This window comes from Methylobacterium sp. 174MFSha1.1 (genome assembly GCF_900116815.1).
GTDB lineage: Bacteria > Pseudomonadota > Alphaproteobacteria > Rhizobiales > Beijerinckiaceae > Methylobacterium.
In genome coordinates this window covers 143,081-159,393 of sequence record NZ_FPCB01000012.1, presented here as the reverse complement: position 1 = coordinate 159,393, position 16,313 = coordinate 143,081, and the positions used below count along the sequence as shown (strand labels likewise).

At 69.3% G+C, this 16,313-nt stretch carries 10 protein-coding genes; 2 read left to right on the top strand and 8 right to left on the bottom strand.

Annotated elements, in window-relative coordinates; translation table 11 throughout:
• Window position 1: 1 nt before the first annotated feature.
• The 4 genes from BM430_RS11595 to BM430_RS11575 form a co-directional block, all read right to left on the bottom strand.
• Window positions 2-835, bottom strand: coding sequence for a 3-oxoadipate:acetyl-CoA acetyltransferase (locus BM430_RS11595; protein WP_093567410.1), 834 nt, complete (start codon window positions 833-835; stop codon window positions 2-4).
• 247 nt (window positions 836-1,082) lie between these two features.
• The gene (gene pcaG, locus BM430_RS11585) at window positions 1,083-1,718 is read right to left on the bottom strand and encodes a protocatechuate 3,4-dioxygenase subunit alpha (RefSeq protein ID WP_093567408.1); all 636 of its coding nucleotides are present in this window, start codon (window positions 1,716-1,718) and stop codon (window positions 1,083-1,085) included.
• Window positions 1,719-1,720: 2 nt separating this feature from the next.
• On the bottom strand, window positions 1,721-2,449 hold the full coding sequence (gene pcaH, locus BM430_RS11580) for a protocatechuate 3,4-dioxygenase subunit beta (protein ID WP_093567407.1): 729 nt from the start codon (window positions 2,447-2,449) through the stop codon (window positions 1,721-1,723).
• Window positions 2,450-2,595: 146 nt separating this feature from the next.
• A complete protein-coding gene (locus tag BM430_RS11575) occupies window positions 2,596-3,408 on the bottom strand; it encodes an IclR family transcriptional regulator (protein ID WP_093567406.1) in 813 nt (270 codons plus the stop codon).
• 105 nt (window positions 3,409-3,513) lie between these two features.
• Here BM430_RS11575 and BM430_RS11570 point away from each other — a divergent pair, with 105 nt between their 5' ends.
• Window positions 3,514-4,449 (top strand): DMT family transporter, encoded by a 936-nt coding sequence (locus BM430_RS11570; protein ID WP_093567405.1) that lies wholly within the window; start codon window positions 3,514-3,516, stop codon window positions 4,447-4,449.
• Window positions 4,450-4,864: 415 nt separating this feature from the next.
• On the opposite strand, the gene BM430_RS11565 is transcribed toward BM430_RS11570, so the two are convergent.
• From BM430_RS11565 to gltB, 4 genes are all read right to left on the bottom strand, one after another.
• A complete protein-coding gene (locus tag BM430_RS11565) occupies window positions 4,865-6,907 on the bottom strand; it encodes a TonB-dependent siderophore receptor (RefSeq protein ID WP_244539450.1) in 2,043 nt (680 codons plus the stop codon).
• Between the two features lie 538 nt (window positions 6,908-7,445).
• Window positions 7,446-8,870, bottom strand: coding sequence for a glutamate synthase subunit beta (locus BM430_RS11560; RefSeq protein WP_093567404.1), 1,425 nt, complete (start codon window positions 8,868-8,870; stop codon window positions 7,446-7,448).
• 45 nt (window positions 8,871-8,915) lie between these two features.
• Window positions 8,916-9,518 (bottom strand): glutathione S-transferase family protein, encoded by a 603-nt coding sequence (locus BM430_RS11555; protein WP_093567403.1) that lies wholly within the window; start codon window positions 9,516-9,518, stop codon window positions 8,916-8,918.
• 252 nt (window positions 9,519-9,770) lie between these two features.
• Window positions 9,771-14,462, bottom strand: coding sequence for a glutamate synthase large subunit (gene gltB, locus BM430_RS11550; protein WP_093567402.1), 4,692 nt, complete (start codon window positions 14,460-14,462; stop codon window positions 9,771-9,773).
• Between the two features lie 707 nt (window positions 14,463-15,169).
• Here gltB and BM430_RS11545 point away from each other — a divergent pair.
• Window positions 15,170-16,234: a threonine aldolase family protein gene (locus BM430_RS11545; protein WP_093567471.1), complete on the top strand. Its 1,065-nt coding sequence runs from the start codon at window positions 15,170-15,172 to the stop codon at window positions 16,232-16,234.
• Window positions 16,235-16,313: the final 79 nt, after the last annotated feature.

Below are 16,313 nucleotides of genomic sequence, written 5' to 3'. Positions count from 1 at the left end.
ATCAGGCCGCGGGCTTGAGGTGGAGCAGCGCGCGCGCCTCCGCCGGGGTCGCGACCTTGCGGTTGTTCCGCGTCACCATCTCGGCGGCGAGCGAGACCAGCTCGGCGTTGCTCGCCGCCAGCCGGTCCTTGGTCACCCGGACGTTGTCCTCGAGGCCCGTGCGCACCGCGTCGGCCCCGCGGGCCAGCGCCCAGCCCATCACGCGGGCCTGCTCGCGGCCGATGCCGGCGGCGGTCCAGGTCGCGCCCGGGATCACCCGGCGGGTCTCGGCGAGCAGGATGTCGAGCAGGTGCTCGTCGGCCGGCATCGCGTTCTTCACGCCCATCACGAACTGCACGTGGGGATGGGCGTCCATCAGCCCCTCCTCGATCAGCCGCTTGGCGCCGTGGATGTGCGAGAGGTCGAAGATCTCGATCTCGGGCCGGATGCCGTGCTTGTGCATCGAGCCGGCGAGGTCGTTCACCAGGGTCGCGTGGTTCTCGTAGACGATGCTCGGGAAGTTGACCGAGCCGGTCGAGAGCGAGGCCATGTCCGGGCGGTGCACCAGCGAGAGGCCGCGCGCGCTCGGATCGCGGCCGCGGCCGCCGGTCGAGAACTGCACGATCATGCCGGGGCAGTGCTTGCGCACGCCCTCCTGCACCGCCGCGAACTTGTCGGGGTCGGAGGAGGGCGACTCGTCGTCGTTGCGGACGTGGATGTGGACGAGGGTGGCGCCGGCCTCGAAGGCCTGGTGCGTCGACTCGATCTGCTCGGCGACGGTGGTGGGCAACGCCGGGTTGTCCTTCTTGCGCGGCACCGAGCCGGTGATCGCGACGGCGATGACGACGGGGTTCATGGTGGTCTCCTCAATGATGCTGGTTGTGCTGACCGGGATAATCCACCCTCCGGGTCATTCCGGGGCCGCGAAAGCGGAGCCCGGAATCCAGAACCTCAGGTCTTCGAAACGTTCGCGGAACGCGATCCGCTCGCTTCGGCACCACCTGCAGTTCTGGATCCCGGGCTCCGCTGCGCGGCCCCGGGATGACGCGGAGGGCTTCAATATCGGTGGCGACTTGGTTCTTCGCGTTTGAGAGGGCGTTGCCTTACACGTCGAAGAAGACGGTCTCGTTCGGCCCCTGCAGGTAGATATCGAAGACGTAGACGACCTTGCCGTCCCGTTCCTCGCGCTTCGCCAGCAGACTGTCGCGCAGGGGACCGCGCTCGACGAGGTTCAGCACCGGGTCGTCGGCATTCGCCGCGGTCTCGTCGGCGAAGTAGAGCCGGGTCTGGAGGCCGATATTGATGCCGCGGGCGGCGATCCAGAGGTTGATGTGCGGCGCCATCGACCGATGGCCCTTCCGGCCGTCGACCGGGCCGGGCTTGACCGTCTCGAAGTGCCACACGCCCGTGTCGAAGTCCGAGCCGGTACGGCCCCAGCCTCGGAACGTCTCGTCGAGGGGCTTGCCCTCCTGGCGGTCGGCCGGGTGGTTGTAGCGGCCCGCCGCATTGGCCTGCCATATCTCGATGAAGGCGTCGCGCACCAGCGAACCGGCACCGTCGAAGACCCGGCCCTCGATGCGGATGCGCTCGCCCTTGGTGTCGGGGCCGGTCAGCACGTTGGAGAAGTTGGTCTCGAAGATGTCGAAGCCGGCCTGGTGCGGGATCAGCCCGATATGGACGTAGGGACCCGCGGTCTGGGACGGCGTCTCCTGGAGACGGACGGGAAGCGGCTGGACCATCGTCAGTTCCCCTGAAGCTTGTTCTCGAACAGCGTCTGCTGGCGGCCGCGCAGCACGATGTCGAACTTGTAGGCGAGCATGTCGAGGGGCACCGCGGCCCCGAGGTCGAGGGGGGCGATCAGCCGCTCGGCGGCCGAGCGGTCGGGAATCCCGAGCACCATCGGGTCGCGCCAGATCAGCGGGTCGCCCTCGAAATACATCTGGGTGATCAGGCGCTGGGCGAAGCCGGTGCCGAACACCGAGAAGTGGATATGGGCCGGGCGCCAGGAATTGAGGTTGTTGCGCCAGGGATAGGGCCCGGGCTTGATCGTGCGGAAGTAGTAGAAGCCGTGCTCGTCGGTGATCGTCCGGCCGCAGCCGCCGAAATTCGGGTCGATCGGCGCGAGGTAGCGGTCGTTGCGGTGGCGGTAGCGCCCGCCCGCATTGGCCTGCCAGAACTCGACCAGGGTGTGGGGGATGCCGCGGCCGTTCTCGTCGCGGACATGGCCGTGGACGAAGATCCGCTCGCCGATCGGCTCGCCCTCGCGGGCGTAGTTGAGGATCAGGTCGTTGTCGAGCGGGCCGAGCTCCGAATGGCCGAAGGCCGGGCCGGTCACCTCCGACAGGGAGGATTGCAGCGACAGCATGGCGCGACGCGGCGAGCGCAGCACGCTGGTCTTGTAGTCCGGCGTGAAGGCCGGCGGATGGATCGAGCGGTCCCTCTGCAGGAACTCGCTGTCGGCGTGGCTCATCGTTTCCTCCTGTGCGCTCCTTGGCGGAGGCGGGTCGTGCGAGGGGTGATCCTCGGTCGGGTCTCGATGGCCCGGTCGTTCGACGCGCCCGCGGGATTTACCACCGCCCCGGGGGCCGAGCCATGTCGGGGTGTCGTCTCAGGGTGTCATGCGGACGTGACCTTGGACCGGCCGCCGAGCGCCCCGAGATATTCGGAGAAGGCGCCGACCGAGGACAGGTCGGCGGCCGCCGCCAGCAGCTCCGGCGCGATGGCGTCGCGCTGCGCCTCACCGAGACGCAGGCTCGGGCCGGCGACGCTGAGGTTGCCGATCGCCCGGCCGGTCTGCGGATGGACGATGTTGGCCGCCATCGCGGCGGCGCCCGGCGTGTTGGTGTCCTGCACCCAGGCGTACCCGCGGGCGCGGGCCTCGTTCACCAGCGCCATCAGGCCGGCGACCGTGCGCGGCGCGTTGGGGCCGCATTCCTCCGGCGTGCCGAGGCCCTGGCGCATCACGAGGCTCAGGGCCTCCTCGTCGCTGAGGCTCGCCAGCCACGCGATGCCGGTGGAACTCGTGGAGAGCCGCGCCTCGGTGCCCATGTCGCCGTCGTAGCGCAGGCCCGTGCGCGCACCCTGCGCCTTCGCCACCCAGACGAGGCGCGGGTAATCGACGACCGCGAGCCGCGCCAGCTCGCCGCTGATCTCCGCCAGCCGGTTGAGCACCGATTGCGCCACGTCGACCACGCCGGTGCGCGAGAGATGCTTGAGGCCGAGCGTCGCGAACTTGGTGGTGAGGAGGTAGCGGCCGGTCTCGCCGTCCTGCACGACGTAAGAATGCTCGGCGAGTTCGGCGAGCAACCGGTGCGCGCCACTCTTCGGGATATCGAGCGTCTCGGCGATGGTCTGGAGCGGCAGCCCGCGCGGATGGTTCGCGAGGAGTTCCACCAGGTCCAGGGCGCGCCGCAGCAGGGAGCCGGCCATCTGTCGTGCTCGAGTCTCGCGCCCGCAAATCTGGAACGCGGTTCTGGATTTGAACGGAGTTCCGCTCTAAGTCAAGACTCGGCGACGCAAACGGGGAGGCGGGGCATGCGCGGCGGAAACGGCCTCCGGAAGACGGGCCTGCGGGAGACGGGCCAGCGGGAGACCCTGACCGGTATCGCCCTGATGGTGAGCGCGGTGGCGGGCTTCGCCTCCATCGACGCCTCGGCGAAGTTCCTGAGCGGGACGATGAGCCCGATGCTGATCGTCGCCGTGCGCTACCTCGTCAGCTTCGTGATCGTGGCCGCCTTCCTCGCCGCGCGACGCGACATCGTCGGGCTGATGCGCACGCGAAAGCCCGGGCTCCAGGTCTTGCGCTCCCTGTGCCTGGTGACGGCGACGATGTGCTCGTTCGTGGCGCTCCGCTACCTGCCGCTGGCGCAAGTGACCTCGATCACCTTCGCCTCGCCCCTGGTGGTGGCGCTGATCGCCGGGCCGCTTCTCGGCGAGCGGGTCGGCTGGCGGCGGGCGGTCGCGGTGCTGGTCGGCTTCTCGGGCGTGCTGGTGGTGAGCCGCCCGGGCGTCTCGGGGATGCACCCGGCGGCGTTGCTCGCGGTGGTCACCGCCCTCGTCAACGGGGTCTACATCGTGGTGACGCGGATGCTCGCGGCCCACGATCCGCCCGAGACCACGATGTTCTATACCGGCCTCGTCGGCTCGGTGCTGACGGCGCCGTTCCTGCCCTTCCTGTGGGAGACGCCGGCCGAGCCCTCGACATGGTTCGGCATCCTGTCGGTCGGCTTCTTCGGCGCGCTCGGGCACTGGCTGCTGATCCTGGCGCACCGCCGGGCGCCGGCCTCGACGCTCGCGCCCTTCGCCTATGCCCACCTGCTCTGGGCGGTGCTCCTCGGCTTCCTGATCTTCGGCCACCTGCCGGACCACTGGACCGTGATCGGCGGCGCGGTGGTCGCGGCTTCGGGGCTGTACCTGCTCTACCACGAGCGCCCGCGGGTCACGCCGCCGGGGGAGGAGGGGGCGGTGTGACGCCGCCCGCGGCATGGGGTTGTTCGGGGAGGGGAGCGAGCCCTGGCTTCTCCTCTTCCCGCGGGCGGCAGGGCTGTCCGAGGCAAGGAAATGGCGCATCTTCCCTCTCGCGTTCGGGGGAAGTGCGCTTGATCCTAGAAGGGACTTCCCGTCAAAAGCCCTGCGCGGGCGGGGAGAGGAGAAGATCGGAGGCTGTCACGGCAAAGGTAGGCTCGGGACTATCTTCGTATCGTCCGCAAGGGACCGGGACTCCGGCATGCAATTGACACCAGAGGCCGTTGGAAACGCCCCTTGGTTCCGTACTCGCATATCGCCGGGCCCAGGGTTCCGGACTTCCGGGCTCGGCATCGAACATTCCAGAGAACGCGTCGAGTCGATCTCGGGCCGCTGGTCTCAGTCGGAAGTCGCATGAGCGCTACATCCGGGCCGTGAGCGTCGCCAGCACCGAGAACGGCGCCCCCGGCAGATTGTTGAACTGGTTGAACGGCTGCTCGATGTAGCGCGCGTCGGTCAGGTTCTTCAGGTTCAGCGAGAACCGGGCATGCTCGTTGAGGTCGTAGAACACCGCCGCGTCGACGCGGGTATAGGCGCCGACCTTGTAGGTGTTGGAGATGTCGCCGAAGCGCGAGCCGACATAGGTCACGCCGACGCCGAGCCCGAGGCCGCGCCAGGCACCCTCCTGGACCTGATAGGTGGTCCAGAAGCTGCCGCTGAACAAAGGCGCCGCCTCCAGCCGGTTGCCGACCGGGATGGTGCTGTCGCGCGTCACCCGGGCATCGGTGTAGCCGACGCCGCCGATGATCTTCCAGCCCGGCAGGATCGTGCCGGCGAGATCGGCCTCGACGCCCTTCGAGCGCTGCTGGCCGGTGATGATCGAGAAGCCGGTATTGACCGGATCGTTGGCCGCGACGTTGTTGCGGGTGATGTCGAACACCGAGGCGGTCAGGCTGAGGTCGGGCGTGAAGTCGAACCGGGTGCCGACCTCGATCTGCTCGCCGGTCTCGGGCGCCGGGTTGACGGCGTTGAACACGTTCGCCGTCTGCGGCTTGAACGAGGTCGTGTAGCTCGCGTAGAGCGCCAGCGGCTCGGCCACCCGATAGATCAGGCCGACCCGCGGCGACACGCCCGACAGCTCCTGGTCCGGCGGGATCGTGCGCGAGGTCGGCGTGCGGCTGAAGTAGAACTGCGTGCCGGTGTCGTAGCGCACGCCGAGCAGGAGCTGCAGGCCGTAGCCGAGGTCGATCTGGTCCTGGGCGTAGAGCCCGGTCAGCTCGTTCTTCTGCTTCAGGTCGCTCTGGAGCGAGAGCGCGCCCGGCAGCGCGAGGCCGGCGACGGGATTGAGGAAGCTCACCGAGGCGAGCGCGCCCTGCGTGGTGACCGCCCGCCGGTAGCCGTTGAAATACTCGACGCCGAGGAGCGCGGTGTGGCGCAGGCCCAGGAAGTCGAACTTCGCCACGAGTTCCGTCTGGCTATCGACGGCGGCATAGGTCGAGGTGGCGGCAGTGGTGCGGCGCTGGACCGTCAGCCCGTTGGCCGAGACGCCGGTGGCGCGGGAGGCGATGGCGTCGAAGCTGCCGCTCTGGGCGTTGAGCACCTGGCGCAGCATGAGGTGCTCGTTGAAGTCGTGCTCGACTTTCAGCGTGCCGAAATTCGCGTTGGCGTTGTAGCGCGAGAACGGCTCGCCGTAGTAGCGCGAGATGTTGTCGAGCGGCACACGGCCGTTCCGGGCGATCAGGCCCTCGTCGTAGACCGTGTCCTGTCGGGTGAACTCGCCGATGAACGAGACCCGTGTGTCCGGACTCGGGTTCCAGGTCAGCGACGGGGCGATGAAGAAGCGGGAATTGTCGCGACCGGCAAGGTCGCGGAAGGTCGGGTCGACCTGCGTTCCGAAGCTCAGGCGGGCCGCCACCCCGTCGGCGCCGGGCACCGGGCCGGAGGCCGAACCCTGGACCCGCCGGAAGCCGAAGCTGCCGCCCTGGATGCTGGCATCGGCGGTGGGCACCAAGCTCGGCTGGCGGGTGACGATGTTGATGACGCCGCCCGGATCGCCGCGCCCGTAGAGAACCGAGGCCGGGCCCTTCAGCACCTCGATCCGCTCGACATCGGCGAGGTCGCGCTGGACGGGGTAGAAGTTGCTGGCCTGGTTCATGAACACGCCGTCTATGGCGTAGGTCTGAGTCCGGAAGCCGCGGATGATGAAGGTGTCGCTGCGGCCCTGGATGGTGCCGCCGGGCTGCACGTTGCTGACGTTGAACAGGGCGTCGGTGAGCCGCGTCTCCGCGCGGTCGACCAGGACTTCGCGCGGGACGACGTTGACGGTCTGGGGGATGTCGCGCAGCGGCGTGTCGGTCTTGGTTGCGGTGGCGCTGCGGGTCGCGCGGTAGCCCTGGACCGGGCCGTAAGCGGTCTCGGTGAAGGCCGGGACGCCCGGGCTCTGCGACGGGCCGGCGACCGTGATGGTGTCGAGGGCGATCTCGCCGGAGTCCTGGGCCCCGGCCCCACCGATCGCGAGGCCCGGCGCCGCGCCCGCGAGCAGGGCGAGGAGCAGCGGCGAGCGGCGCCGTTTCGCGGGGCGAGGGGTAGAGCGCACGGGAACCTCGGGCGGAAGATACGTCTCACCCGCGGGTAATCGCGCCGAACTTGGCAATCAATCGCTTCGTCCGTGCAAGCATTTGAACCGTTCCAGGCCCGGTCGCTATCGGTTCCGGTGTTGCGTCAGCGCATCTATCGCGGGGGCGGATGCTGCGTCAGGCCGGTGGATAACTCGGTCGGCATTCTGCGAATTGGAATAGATCTAATCCCCTGTCGTCACTGCGCGGAGTGCCACCTGCGGCTCTACCGCTCTCCTCGTCATCCTGGGCTCCGCGTCCCGGCCTCGGGATGACGCTCCGGGGCGGTTGCGACGCGGTCGAGATCCCCCGAACGCAAACAGGACCCGCTCCAGTCCGGAGCGGGTCCTGTCGATCGGTCACGACACTCTGTGGGCTCTCGCCGCCTCAGAGCGGCAGGGTCGTCGCGCCCATCAGCGCCTCGTCGATGGAGCGGGCGGCCTGCCGGCCCTCGCGGATCGCCCAGACCACCAGGGACTGGCCGCGGCGCATGTCGCCCGCCACCCAGACCTTGTCGGTCGAGGTGCGATACTGGCTGTCGTCGGCGAGCACGTTGCCGCGCTTGTCGCGGGCGACGCCGGATTCCTCAAGGAGCCCCTTGGCCACCGGGCCCGCGAAGCCGATCGCCATGAAGACGAGGTCGGCCGGCAGCAGGAACTCGGAACCGGCGATCGGCTTGCGGGACTCGTCGACGCGGGCGCAGACCACGCCCTTCACCTTGCCCTTCTTGCCCTCGATGCGCAGGGTCGCGGCCTGGAACTCGCGCTCGGCGCCCTCCGCTTGGCTCGACGAGGTGCGCATCTTGGTCGCCCAGTAGGGCCACACGGTCAGCTTGTCCTCGCGCTCCGGCGGGCGCGGGCGGATGTCGAGCTGGGTGACCGAGAGGGCGCCCTGGCGGAAGGCGGTGCCGACGCAGTCGGACGCCGTGTCGCCGCCGCCGATCACCACCACGTTCTTGCCGGCGGCGAGGATCGGGGTCTCTGGCGTCGCGGGCTCGTGGCCGACGCGGCGGTTCGATTGGACGAGGTAGGGCATGGCGAAATGCACGCCCTCGAGCTCCTGCCCGGGCAGGCCGGGGTCGCGCGGGGCCTCGGCGCCGCCGGCGAACAGCACGGCGTCGAACTCGTTGTGCAGGCTGGCGAAGGAGCGGTCGACGCCGACATTGACGCCGTAATGGAACTGCACGCCCTCGGCCTCCATCTGCCGCACCCGGCGGTCGATGTGGCGCTTCTCCATCTTGAAGTCGGGAATGCCGTAGCGGAGGAGCCCCCCGGCCTTCGGCTCGCGCTCGAAGACGTGGACGTCGTGGCCGACGCGGGCGAGCTGCTGGGCCGCAGCCATGCCGGCCGGACCCGAGCCGATCACCGCCACACTCTTGCCGGTCTTCGCCTCGGCCGGCTCCGGCACGACCCAGCCCATGCTCCAGGCCTTGTCGGCGATCGCCTGCTCGATGGTCTTGATCGCCACCGGCTGGTTCTCGAGGTTGAGGGTGCAGGCCTCCTCGCACGGCGCCGGGCAGATGCGTCCGGTGAACTCCGGAAAGTTGTTGGTGGAGTGCAGGTTGCGCGCCGCCTCCTCCCAATCCGCGTTGAAGACGAGGTCGTTCCAGTCCGGGATCTGGTTGTGGACCGGGCAGCCGGTCGGGCCGTGGCAGAACGGGATGCCGCAATCCATGCAGCGCGCCGCCTGCTTCTTCAGGTCGTGCTCGTCGAGCGGCAGGGTGAATTCGAGGAAGTGGCGCACGCGGTCGGCCGCGAGCTGATACTTCTGCTCCTGCCGGTCGAATTCGAGGAAGCCTGTGACCTTGCCCATCGGTGGAGTGCTCAGTTCGTGAAGTGATCGGGCCGGCGGCGGGTCTTAGGCGACCCCGGCGACGGTGGCGGATGTGGGGAGCGCCTCCCCGCAACGGGTGAGCCAGGCCCGGATGGCGGGCCGGGCCGAGAGATCGAATCCGCCCTCGTCGGCGAATTGCGTATAGGCGAAGAGTGCGACATCCGCGATGCTGACGGCGTCGCCGACGAACCACCGCGCAGTGGTCAAGTGTCGCTCCATCAGGTCGAGGGCGGCCTCGCCGCCCGCCACCTTCTTCGGGTCGCGGGTCTCGGCCGGTTCGCCGCGGTAGCGCATGTGGAAGCGGCAGACCGCGATGGTCGGCTCGTGGCTGTACTGCTCCCAGAACAGCCACTCGTCGATTCTAGCCTGGGTCCAGGGGTCGTCCGGCAGCAACGCGCTGCCACGGGCGAGATGGCGGATGATCGCGTTCGACTGGGCGAGCGTCCGGCCGTCCGGGAACGCGACGGCGGGCACCTGGCCCATGGGGAAGCGGGCGAGGTAGTCGGGGGTGCGGCTCTCACCCTTCATGATGTCGATGGGCACGAAGGTGTACGGAAGGCCGAGGGCTTCGGCGACGTAGATCACCTTGAGGCAGTTGCCCGACATCAGGTCGCCGTAGATCTGCACCGCGGTCCCTCCTTCGTCCCGATCGTCGATCCTAAGGCTCCACCCAACCCTCCCCCCCTCTGCGGGGGAGGGTGGTCCCTGCGTCAGCAGGGGCCGGGAGAGGGGCAGCGCGACGGTGATCCAGGGACCGCCCGTCATGACGCTCGCGACCTTTCCGGAAGCGGCGTCCCCTCTCCCGCCCCGCTCCGCGGAGCACCCTCCCCCGCAGAGGGGGGAGGGTTCACTCGCCGCGCCGCCCTTTGACCCCCCGGATTACTCCGCAGCCACCGGCATCCGGGCCCGCTCCATTTCGCGAAGCGCCCGCCGGTACTCGACCGGCATCACCTTCACGAACTTGGTGCGGTAGGTGTCCCAGTTGTCGATGATCGCCTTGGCGCGCACCGAGCCGGTGTACTTCAGGTGGTTGTTGATGAGGCCGACGAGCCGCTCCTCGTCATGGCCGGACATGTCGGCCAGGATGTCGATGCGCCCCTTGGTCTCGAGGTCGCCGTCCTGGTGGAAGCGGCGCATGAACTCGTCCTCCTCCTCGACGGGCTCGAGATCGACCATCGACAGGTTGCAGCGCTTGGCGAAGGACCCGTCCTCGTCCAGCACGTAGGCGATGCCACCCGACATGCCGGCCGCGAAGTTGCGCCCGGTCTCGCCGATCGACACGACGACGCCGCCGGTCATGTACTCGCAGCCATGGTCGCCCATGCCCTCGACCACCGCGATGGCGCCCGAGTTGCGCACGGCGAAGCGCTCGCCCGCCGAACCCCGGATGTAGGCCTCGCCGGCGATGGCGCCGTAGAGCACCGTGTTGCCGACCATGATGGTGCGGTCCGACGGCGAGCCGAGCGCGTCCGAGGGCCGGATGATCAGCTTGCCGCCCGACAGGCCCTTGCCGACATAGTCGTTGGCGTGGCCGGTCAGGCTGAGCGTCACGCCGGCGGCGAGCCACGCGCCGAAGCTCTGGCCGGCGGTGCCGGTGAGCTTCACCGTCAGGGTGTCGTCCGGCAGCCCCTCGTGGCCGTGCGCCTTGGCGACGGCGCCCGAGAGCATCGCGCCCGCCGCCCGGTCGGAGTTGCGGATCGTGTCCTCGACGGTCACCGCCACGCCGGTCTCGATCGCGTCGCCGACGGCTGCGATGAGCCGCCGGTCGAGGACTTGGTCGATCGGGTGCTTCTGGGTCTCGACGTGGCGGAGCGCCACCGTCTCCGGCACGTCCGGCTTGTGGAACAGCCGGGTGAAGTCGAGGCCCTTGGCCTTCCAGTGCGAGATCGCCGCGAGCTTGTCGAGGTATTCCGAGCGCCCGATCAGCTCGTCGAGCTTGGTGACGCCGAGGGACGCCATCAGCTCGCGCACCTCTTCCGCGACGAAGAAGAAGTAGTTGATGACGTGCTCAGGGGTGCCCTTGAAGCGCTTGCGCAGCACCGGATCCTGCGTCGCGACGCCGACCGGGCAGGTGTTGAGGTGGCACTTGCGCATCATGATGCAGCCGGCCGCGATCAGCGGCGCGGTCGAGAAGCCGAACTGGTCGGCGCCGAGAAGCGCCGCGATCAGCACGTCCCGGCCGGTGCGGATGCCGCCGTCGGCCTGGAGCGCGACCCGGCCGCGCAGGTGGTTGAGCACCAGCGTCTGCTGGGTCTCGGCCAGCCCGATCTCCCACGGCCCACCGGCATGCTTGATCGAGGTCAGCGGCGCCGCACCGGTGCCGCCGTCGAAGCCCGAGATCGTGATGTGGTCGGCGCGCGCCTTGGCGACGCCGGCCGCCACCGTGCCGACGCCGACCTCCGCCACCAGCTTGACCGAGACCTCGGCCGCCGGGTTGACGTTCTTAAGATCGAAGATCAGCTGGGCCAGATCCTCGATCGAGTAGATGTCGTGGTGCGGCGGCGGCGAGATCAGGCCGACGCCCGGGGTCGAGTGCCGAACCTTGGCGATCTTGGCGTCGACCTTGTGGCCGGGCAGCTGGCCGCCCTCGCCGGGCTTGGCACCCTGCGCCACCTTGATCTGCATCATGTCGGCGTTGACGAGGTACTCCGCCGTGACGCCGAAGCGGCCCGACGCCACCTGCTTGATCGCCGAGCGGCGCGAGCGGCCGTCCGGCAGCGGCCGGTAGCGCTCGCGCTCCTCGCCGCCCTCGCCCGAGTTCGAGCGGCCGCCGAAGGAGTTGACGGCGATCGCCAGAGTCTCGTGCGCCTCCTTCGAGATCGAGCCGTAGGACATCGCCCCGGTGGCGAAGCGCTTGACGATCTCGACCGCCGGCTCGACCGCGTCGATCTCGACCGGGGCCCGGCCGATCTCCGCCGCGCTCTTGATCCGGAACAGGCCGCGGATCGTCTTGAGGTGGTTCTCCTGCTCGTTCACCATCTTGGCGAAGGCCCGGTAGCGGTCGGGCAGGTTGAGCCGCACGGCGTGCTGGAGCGTGGCGACGGTGTCGGGCGTCCAGGTATGGGCCTCGCCGCGCAGGCGGTAGGCGTACTCGCCGCCGACGTCGAGGGCGGTGCGGTAGACGGGCGCGTCGCCGAAGGCGTCGCGGTGGCGGCGCACCGTCTCCTCGGCGATCTCGGCCATGCCGATGCCTTCGATGGTGGTCGCCGTGCCGAAGAAGTCGCGCTCGACGAAGGCCGAGTTGAGGCCGATCGCGTCGAAGATCTGCGCGCCGCAATAGGACTGGTAGGTCGAGATGCCCATCTTGGACATCACCTTGAGCAGGCCCTTGTCGATCGACTTGATGTAGCGATAGACGATCTCGTCGTCGGTGAGCTCGGGCGGCAGCTCGTCCTTCATCGCGATCAGCGTCTCGAAGGCGAGGTAGGGGTTGATCGCCTCGGCGCCGTAGCCGGCGAGGCACGCGAAGTGGTGCACCTCGCGCGGCTCACCCGATTCGAGCACGAGCCCGACCGAGGTGCGCAACCCCTTGCGGATCAGGTAGTTGTGCACCGCGGCGGTGGCCAGCAACGCCGGGATCGGGATCCGGTCCGGGCCGACGGCGCGGTCGGAGAGCACGATGATGTTGTACCCGCCGCGCACCGCGGCCTCGGCGCGGTCGCAGAGGCGGTCGAGCGCCCCCTCCATCGCCTGCGCGCCGGTCTCGGCCGCGTAGGTGATGTCGAGAGTCTTGGTGTCGAAGCGGTCCTCGAAATGGCCGATGCAGCGGATCTTCTCCAAGTCCGCGTTGGTCAGGATCGGTTGGCGCACCTCGAGGCGCTTCTTGCGCGAGGTGCCCTCGAGGTCGAGGATGTTCGGCCGCGGCCCGATGAACGAGACGAGGCTCATCACGGCCTCCTCGCGGATCGGGTCGATCGGCGGGTTCGTCACCTGCGCGAAGTTCTGCTTGAAGTAGGTGTAGAGCAGCTTCGGCTTGTCGGAGAGCGCCGAGAGCGGCGTGTCCGTGCCCATCGAGCCGACCGCCTCCTGGCCGGTGACGGCCATCGGCTGCATCAGGAGCTTCAGGTCTTCCTGGGTGTAGCCGAAGGCCTGCTGGCGATCGAGCAGCGACACGTCGGTGCGCGACTCGCGCGGCTGCACTGGGCGCAGGTCCTCGAGCACGATCTGGGTGCGCTTCAGCCACTCCTTGTAGGGGTGGGCGGCGGCGAGCTCGTTCTTGATCTCCTCGTTGGAGACGATGCGGCCCTTCTCCAGGTCGATCAGCAGCATCCGGCCCGGCTGGAGGCGCCAGGACGAGACGATCTTCTCGTCCGGGATCGGCAGCACGCCCATCTCGGAGGCGAGCACGACGAGCCCGTCATCGGTGACGAGGTAGCGGGCCGGGCGCAGGCCGTTGCGGTCGAGGGTGGCGCCGATCTGGCGGCCGTCGGTGAAGCAGAGCGCGGCCGGGCCGTCCCACGGCTCCATCAGGGCGGCGTGGTACTCGTAGAAGGCGCGCTGCTCCTCGCTCATCAGCGGGTTGCCGGCCCAGGCCTCGGGCACCAGCATCATCATCGCGTGGGCGAGCGGGTAGCCGCCCTGGACGAGGAATTCGAGCGCGTTGTCGAAGCAGGCGGTGTCGGACTGGCCCTCGTAGGAGATCGGCCAGAGCTTCGAGATGTCGTTGCCGAACAGCTCGGAATCGACGCTGGCCTGGCGCGCCGCCATCCAGTTCACGTTGCCGCGCAGCGTGTTGATCTCGCCGTTGTGGGCCACCATCCGGTAGGGGTGCGACAGGCGCCAGGTCGGGAAGGTGTTGGTGGCGAAGCGCTGGTGCACGAGCGCCAGGGCCGAGACGAAGCGCTCGTCCTTCAGGTCGAGGTAGTAGTGGCCGAGCTGGTTCACCAGCACCATGCCCTTGTAGACGATGGTGCGAGAGGACAGGGAGACCGGGTAGAACTCCTTCAGCCGTTCGTCCTTGAGGGTGTAGACGGCGTTCGAGATCACCTTGCGGACGAGGAACAGCCGGCGCTCGAAGGCGTCCTGGTCGGCGCTGGAGGCCGGGCGGCCGATGAACACCTGGCGGTGGCGCGGCTCGCTGGCCTTGACGCTCTCGCCGAGGTCGCTCGGATCGACCGGCACGTCGCGCCAGCCGAGCAGGGCCAGCCCCTCGTCGGCGATCGCCTTCTCGACGATCGCCTCGACGGTCCTGAAGCCCTCCTCGTCCCGCGGCATGTAGAGCTGGCCGACGCCGTAATGGCCGGCCTCCGGCAGCTTGATGCCGAGGCGCTCGGCCTCCGCCGCGAAAAAGCCGTGCGGGACCTGCACCAGGATGCCGCAGCCGTCGCCCATCTTCGGGTCGGCGCCGACGGCGCCGCGATGGTCGAGGTTCTCCAGGATCTGCAGGCCCTGCTGGACGATGGCGTGGCTCTGGCGGTTGTGCATGTCGGCGATGAAGCCGACGCCGCAGGCATCCTTCTCGTTGCCCGGGTTGTAGAGGCCCTGGCGCGCCGGCAGGGCCGGATCGCGCACGACGAGGGCGGGGACCGCCTGCCCGCGGGTGGGGTGCTGGGACTGGTCCGTGCCGCTCATGGTCTGGTCTCCCAAGGTCCGGTCTCGAGGGTGCGCGGGCGAGCGCGCGGGTTTCTGTCGATGGCGGCCGGTGCGCTCCTCCGCGCATGGCCGGTCAGGATTGCCTGCCGCAGGGGCGGGCTTGCCTGCCCCAGAGGCAGGCCCGCCGCCCCGGGCAGATATACCCGCATCATCGAGCGGGCGAAGTCGTGCGGACAGCCGCAGGGGCGCCGCGGGCGGGCTGGCCGAGGGCACGGCCGCCGCCTGTCTTGTTCAGTCCGCGGGAGGGTCGGTCGCGTCTCGCGAAGGGAGCGCCCGCACCTCGCGAGCGCCCGGCAGGCTGGTGTTCAGCCCGCGTGCGCCCGCACCGCCCGAATGGCGGCGCGTTTGGTATCTCGTTTGGCTATCGTGCAAGCCACAAGCCAGCGCCCTTGCGACCCGGGGGCGCGGGGCCCGACCGGGAAAATGGGACAGCGGTACTGTCCTAACTCGCGGAACCTGCCAGATTTCAACCGCTCCAGCAAGAGGCCATTCCGTCCAGGCTTGTGCTTTTCTTGCGTTTCGCGCGCCGGCCTCGCAACGAAACACCGAATCCGGGAGGGAGCGCGCATCTTTCCCCCGCGGGACACCGCCGGCGGCACATGCGAGGCATGAGCCGGCGCGCCTCGCTCTGGCCGGCCCTTCCCGTCATGATGCTCGGCCGGACCATGGCAGGGGCTTGGGTACGCATGAATTTCGCGAGCGACAACGTGGTGGGGGCGAGCGCTCCGATCCTGGAGGCGATCGTGCGCCACAATGGCGGGGCGATGCCGGCCTACGGCGCCGACCCGCTGACGCTCGGGCTCACCCCGCGCTTCCGCACCCTGTTCGACCACTCCGATCTCGCGGTCTTCCCGGTCGCCACCGGCACCGCGGCGAATGCGCTCGCGCTCTCCGTGATGGTGCCGCCCTTCGGCCTGTGCGTGTGCCACGAGGAGGCGCACGTGATGGAGGACGAGTGCGGCGCGCCGGAATTCTACACCCACGGCGCCAAGCTGCACGGCCTGCCGGGAGCCGGCGGCAAGATCGCGACCGAGACCCTCGACACTTTTCTCTCCGGCCTGACCCGGCACGTGAAGCAGATGCCGCCCCGGGCGCTCACCCTGTCGCAGCTCACCGAGAGCGGGCAGGCCTACACGGTCGAGGAGATCTCGGGCCTGTCCCGCATCGCCCAAGACCACGGGCTCGCCGTCCACATGGACGGGGCGCGCTTCGCCAACGCCCTCCAAGCCCTCGGCTGCTCGCCGGCCGAGATGACGTGGCGCGCCGGCATCGACATTCTCTCGTTCGGAGCGAGCAAGAACGGCGCGCTCGCCGCCGAGGCGATCGTGGTCTTCCGCCCTGAGCTCGCCGAGACCCTGGAGTTCCGCCGCAAGCGCGCCGGCCACATCCTGTCGAAGGGCCGCTTCCTCGCCGCCCAGCTCGACGCCTACCTGACCGACGATCATTGGCTGGCGAACGCCGCCCACGCCAACCGGATGGCGGCCCGGCTCGCCGCGGGGCTGTCCGAGATTTCCGGCGTGCGCCTGGCCTGGCCGGTCCAGGGCAACGAGCTCTTCCCGATCCTGCCGGTCCGGCTCGATGCCGCCCTGCGCCGGGGCGGCGCGGTCTATTACGACTGGACGAGCCGCAGCCTGCCGGCGGGCGAGAGGTTGCGCGAGGGCGAGCGGATGATCCGCCTGATCACCGCCTTCTCGACGAGTGAGGCGGAGGTGGAGGAATTTTTGGAATTGGCGCGGCGGATACACGGCTGACCGCCAGATGCGTGTCTCGGTACGAGCGAAACCCGGACCTCGGCCCCATGTCTGCGGCTCGAACAAACCCTGCCGCAGC

Coding starts and splice junctions, on each gene's coding strand:
- BM430_RS11545 (WP_093567471.1), top strand. CDS start 15,170: ATGAATTTCGCGAGCGACAACGTGGTGGGGGCGAGCGCTCCGATCCTG.
- BM430_RS11560 (WP_093567404.1), bottom strand. CDS start 8,870: ATGGGCAAGGTCACAGGCTTCCTCGAATTCGACCGGCAGGAGCAGAAG.
- BM430_RS11570 (WP_093567405.1), top strand. CDS start 3,514: ATGCGCGGCGGAAACGGCCTCCGGAAGACGGGCCTGCGGGAGACGGGC.
- BM430_RS11575 (WP_093567406.1), bottom strand. CDS start 3,408: ATGGCCGGCTCCCTGCTGCGGCGCGCCCTGGACCTGGTGGAACTCCTC.
- gltB (WP_093567402.1), bottom strand. CDS start 14,462: ATGAGCGGCACGGACCAGTCCCAGCACCCCACCCGCGGGCAGGCGGTC.
- pcaG (WP_093567408.1), bottom strand. CDS start 1,718: ATGGTCCAGCCGCTTCCCGTCCGTCTCCAGGAGACGCCGTCCCAGACC.
- BM430_RS11595 (WP_093567410.1), bottom strand. CDS start 835: ATGAACCCCGTCGTCATCGCCGTCGCGATCACCGGCTCGGTGCCGCGC.
- pcaH (WP_093567407.1), bottom strand. CDS start 2,449: ATGAGCCACGCCGACAGCGAGTTCCTGCAGAGGGACCGCTCGATCCAT.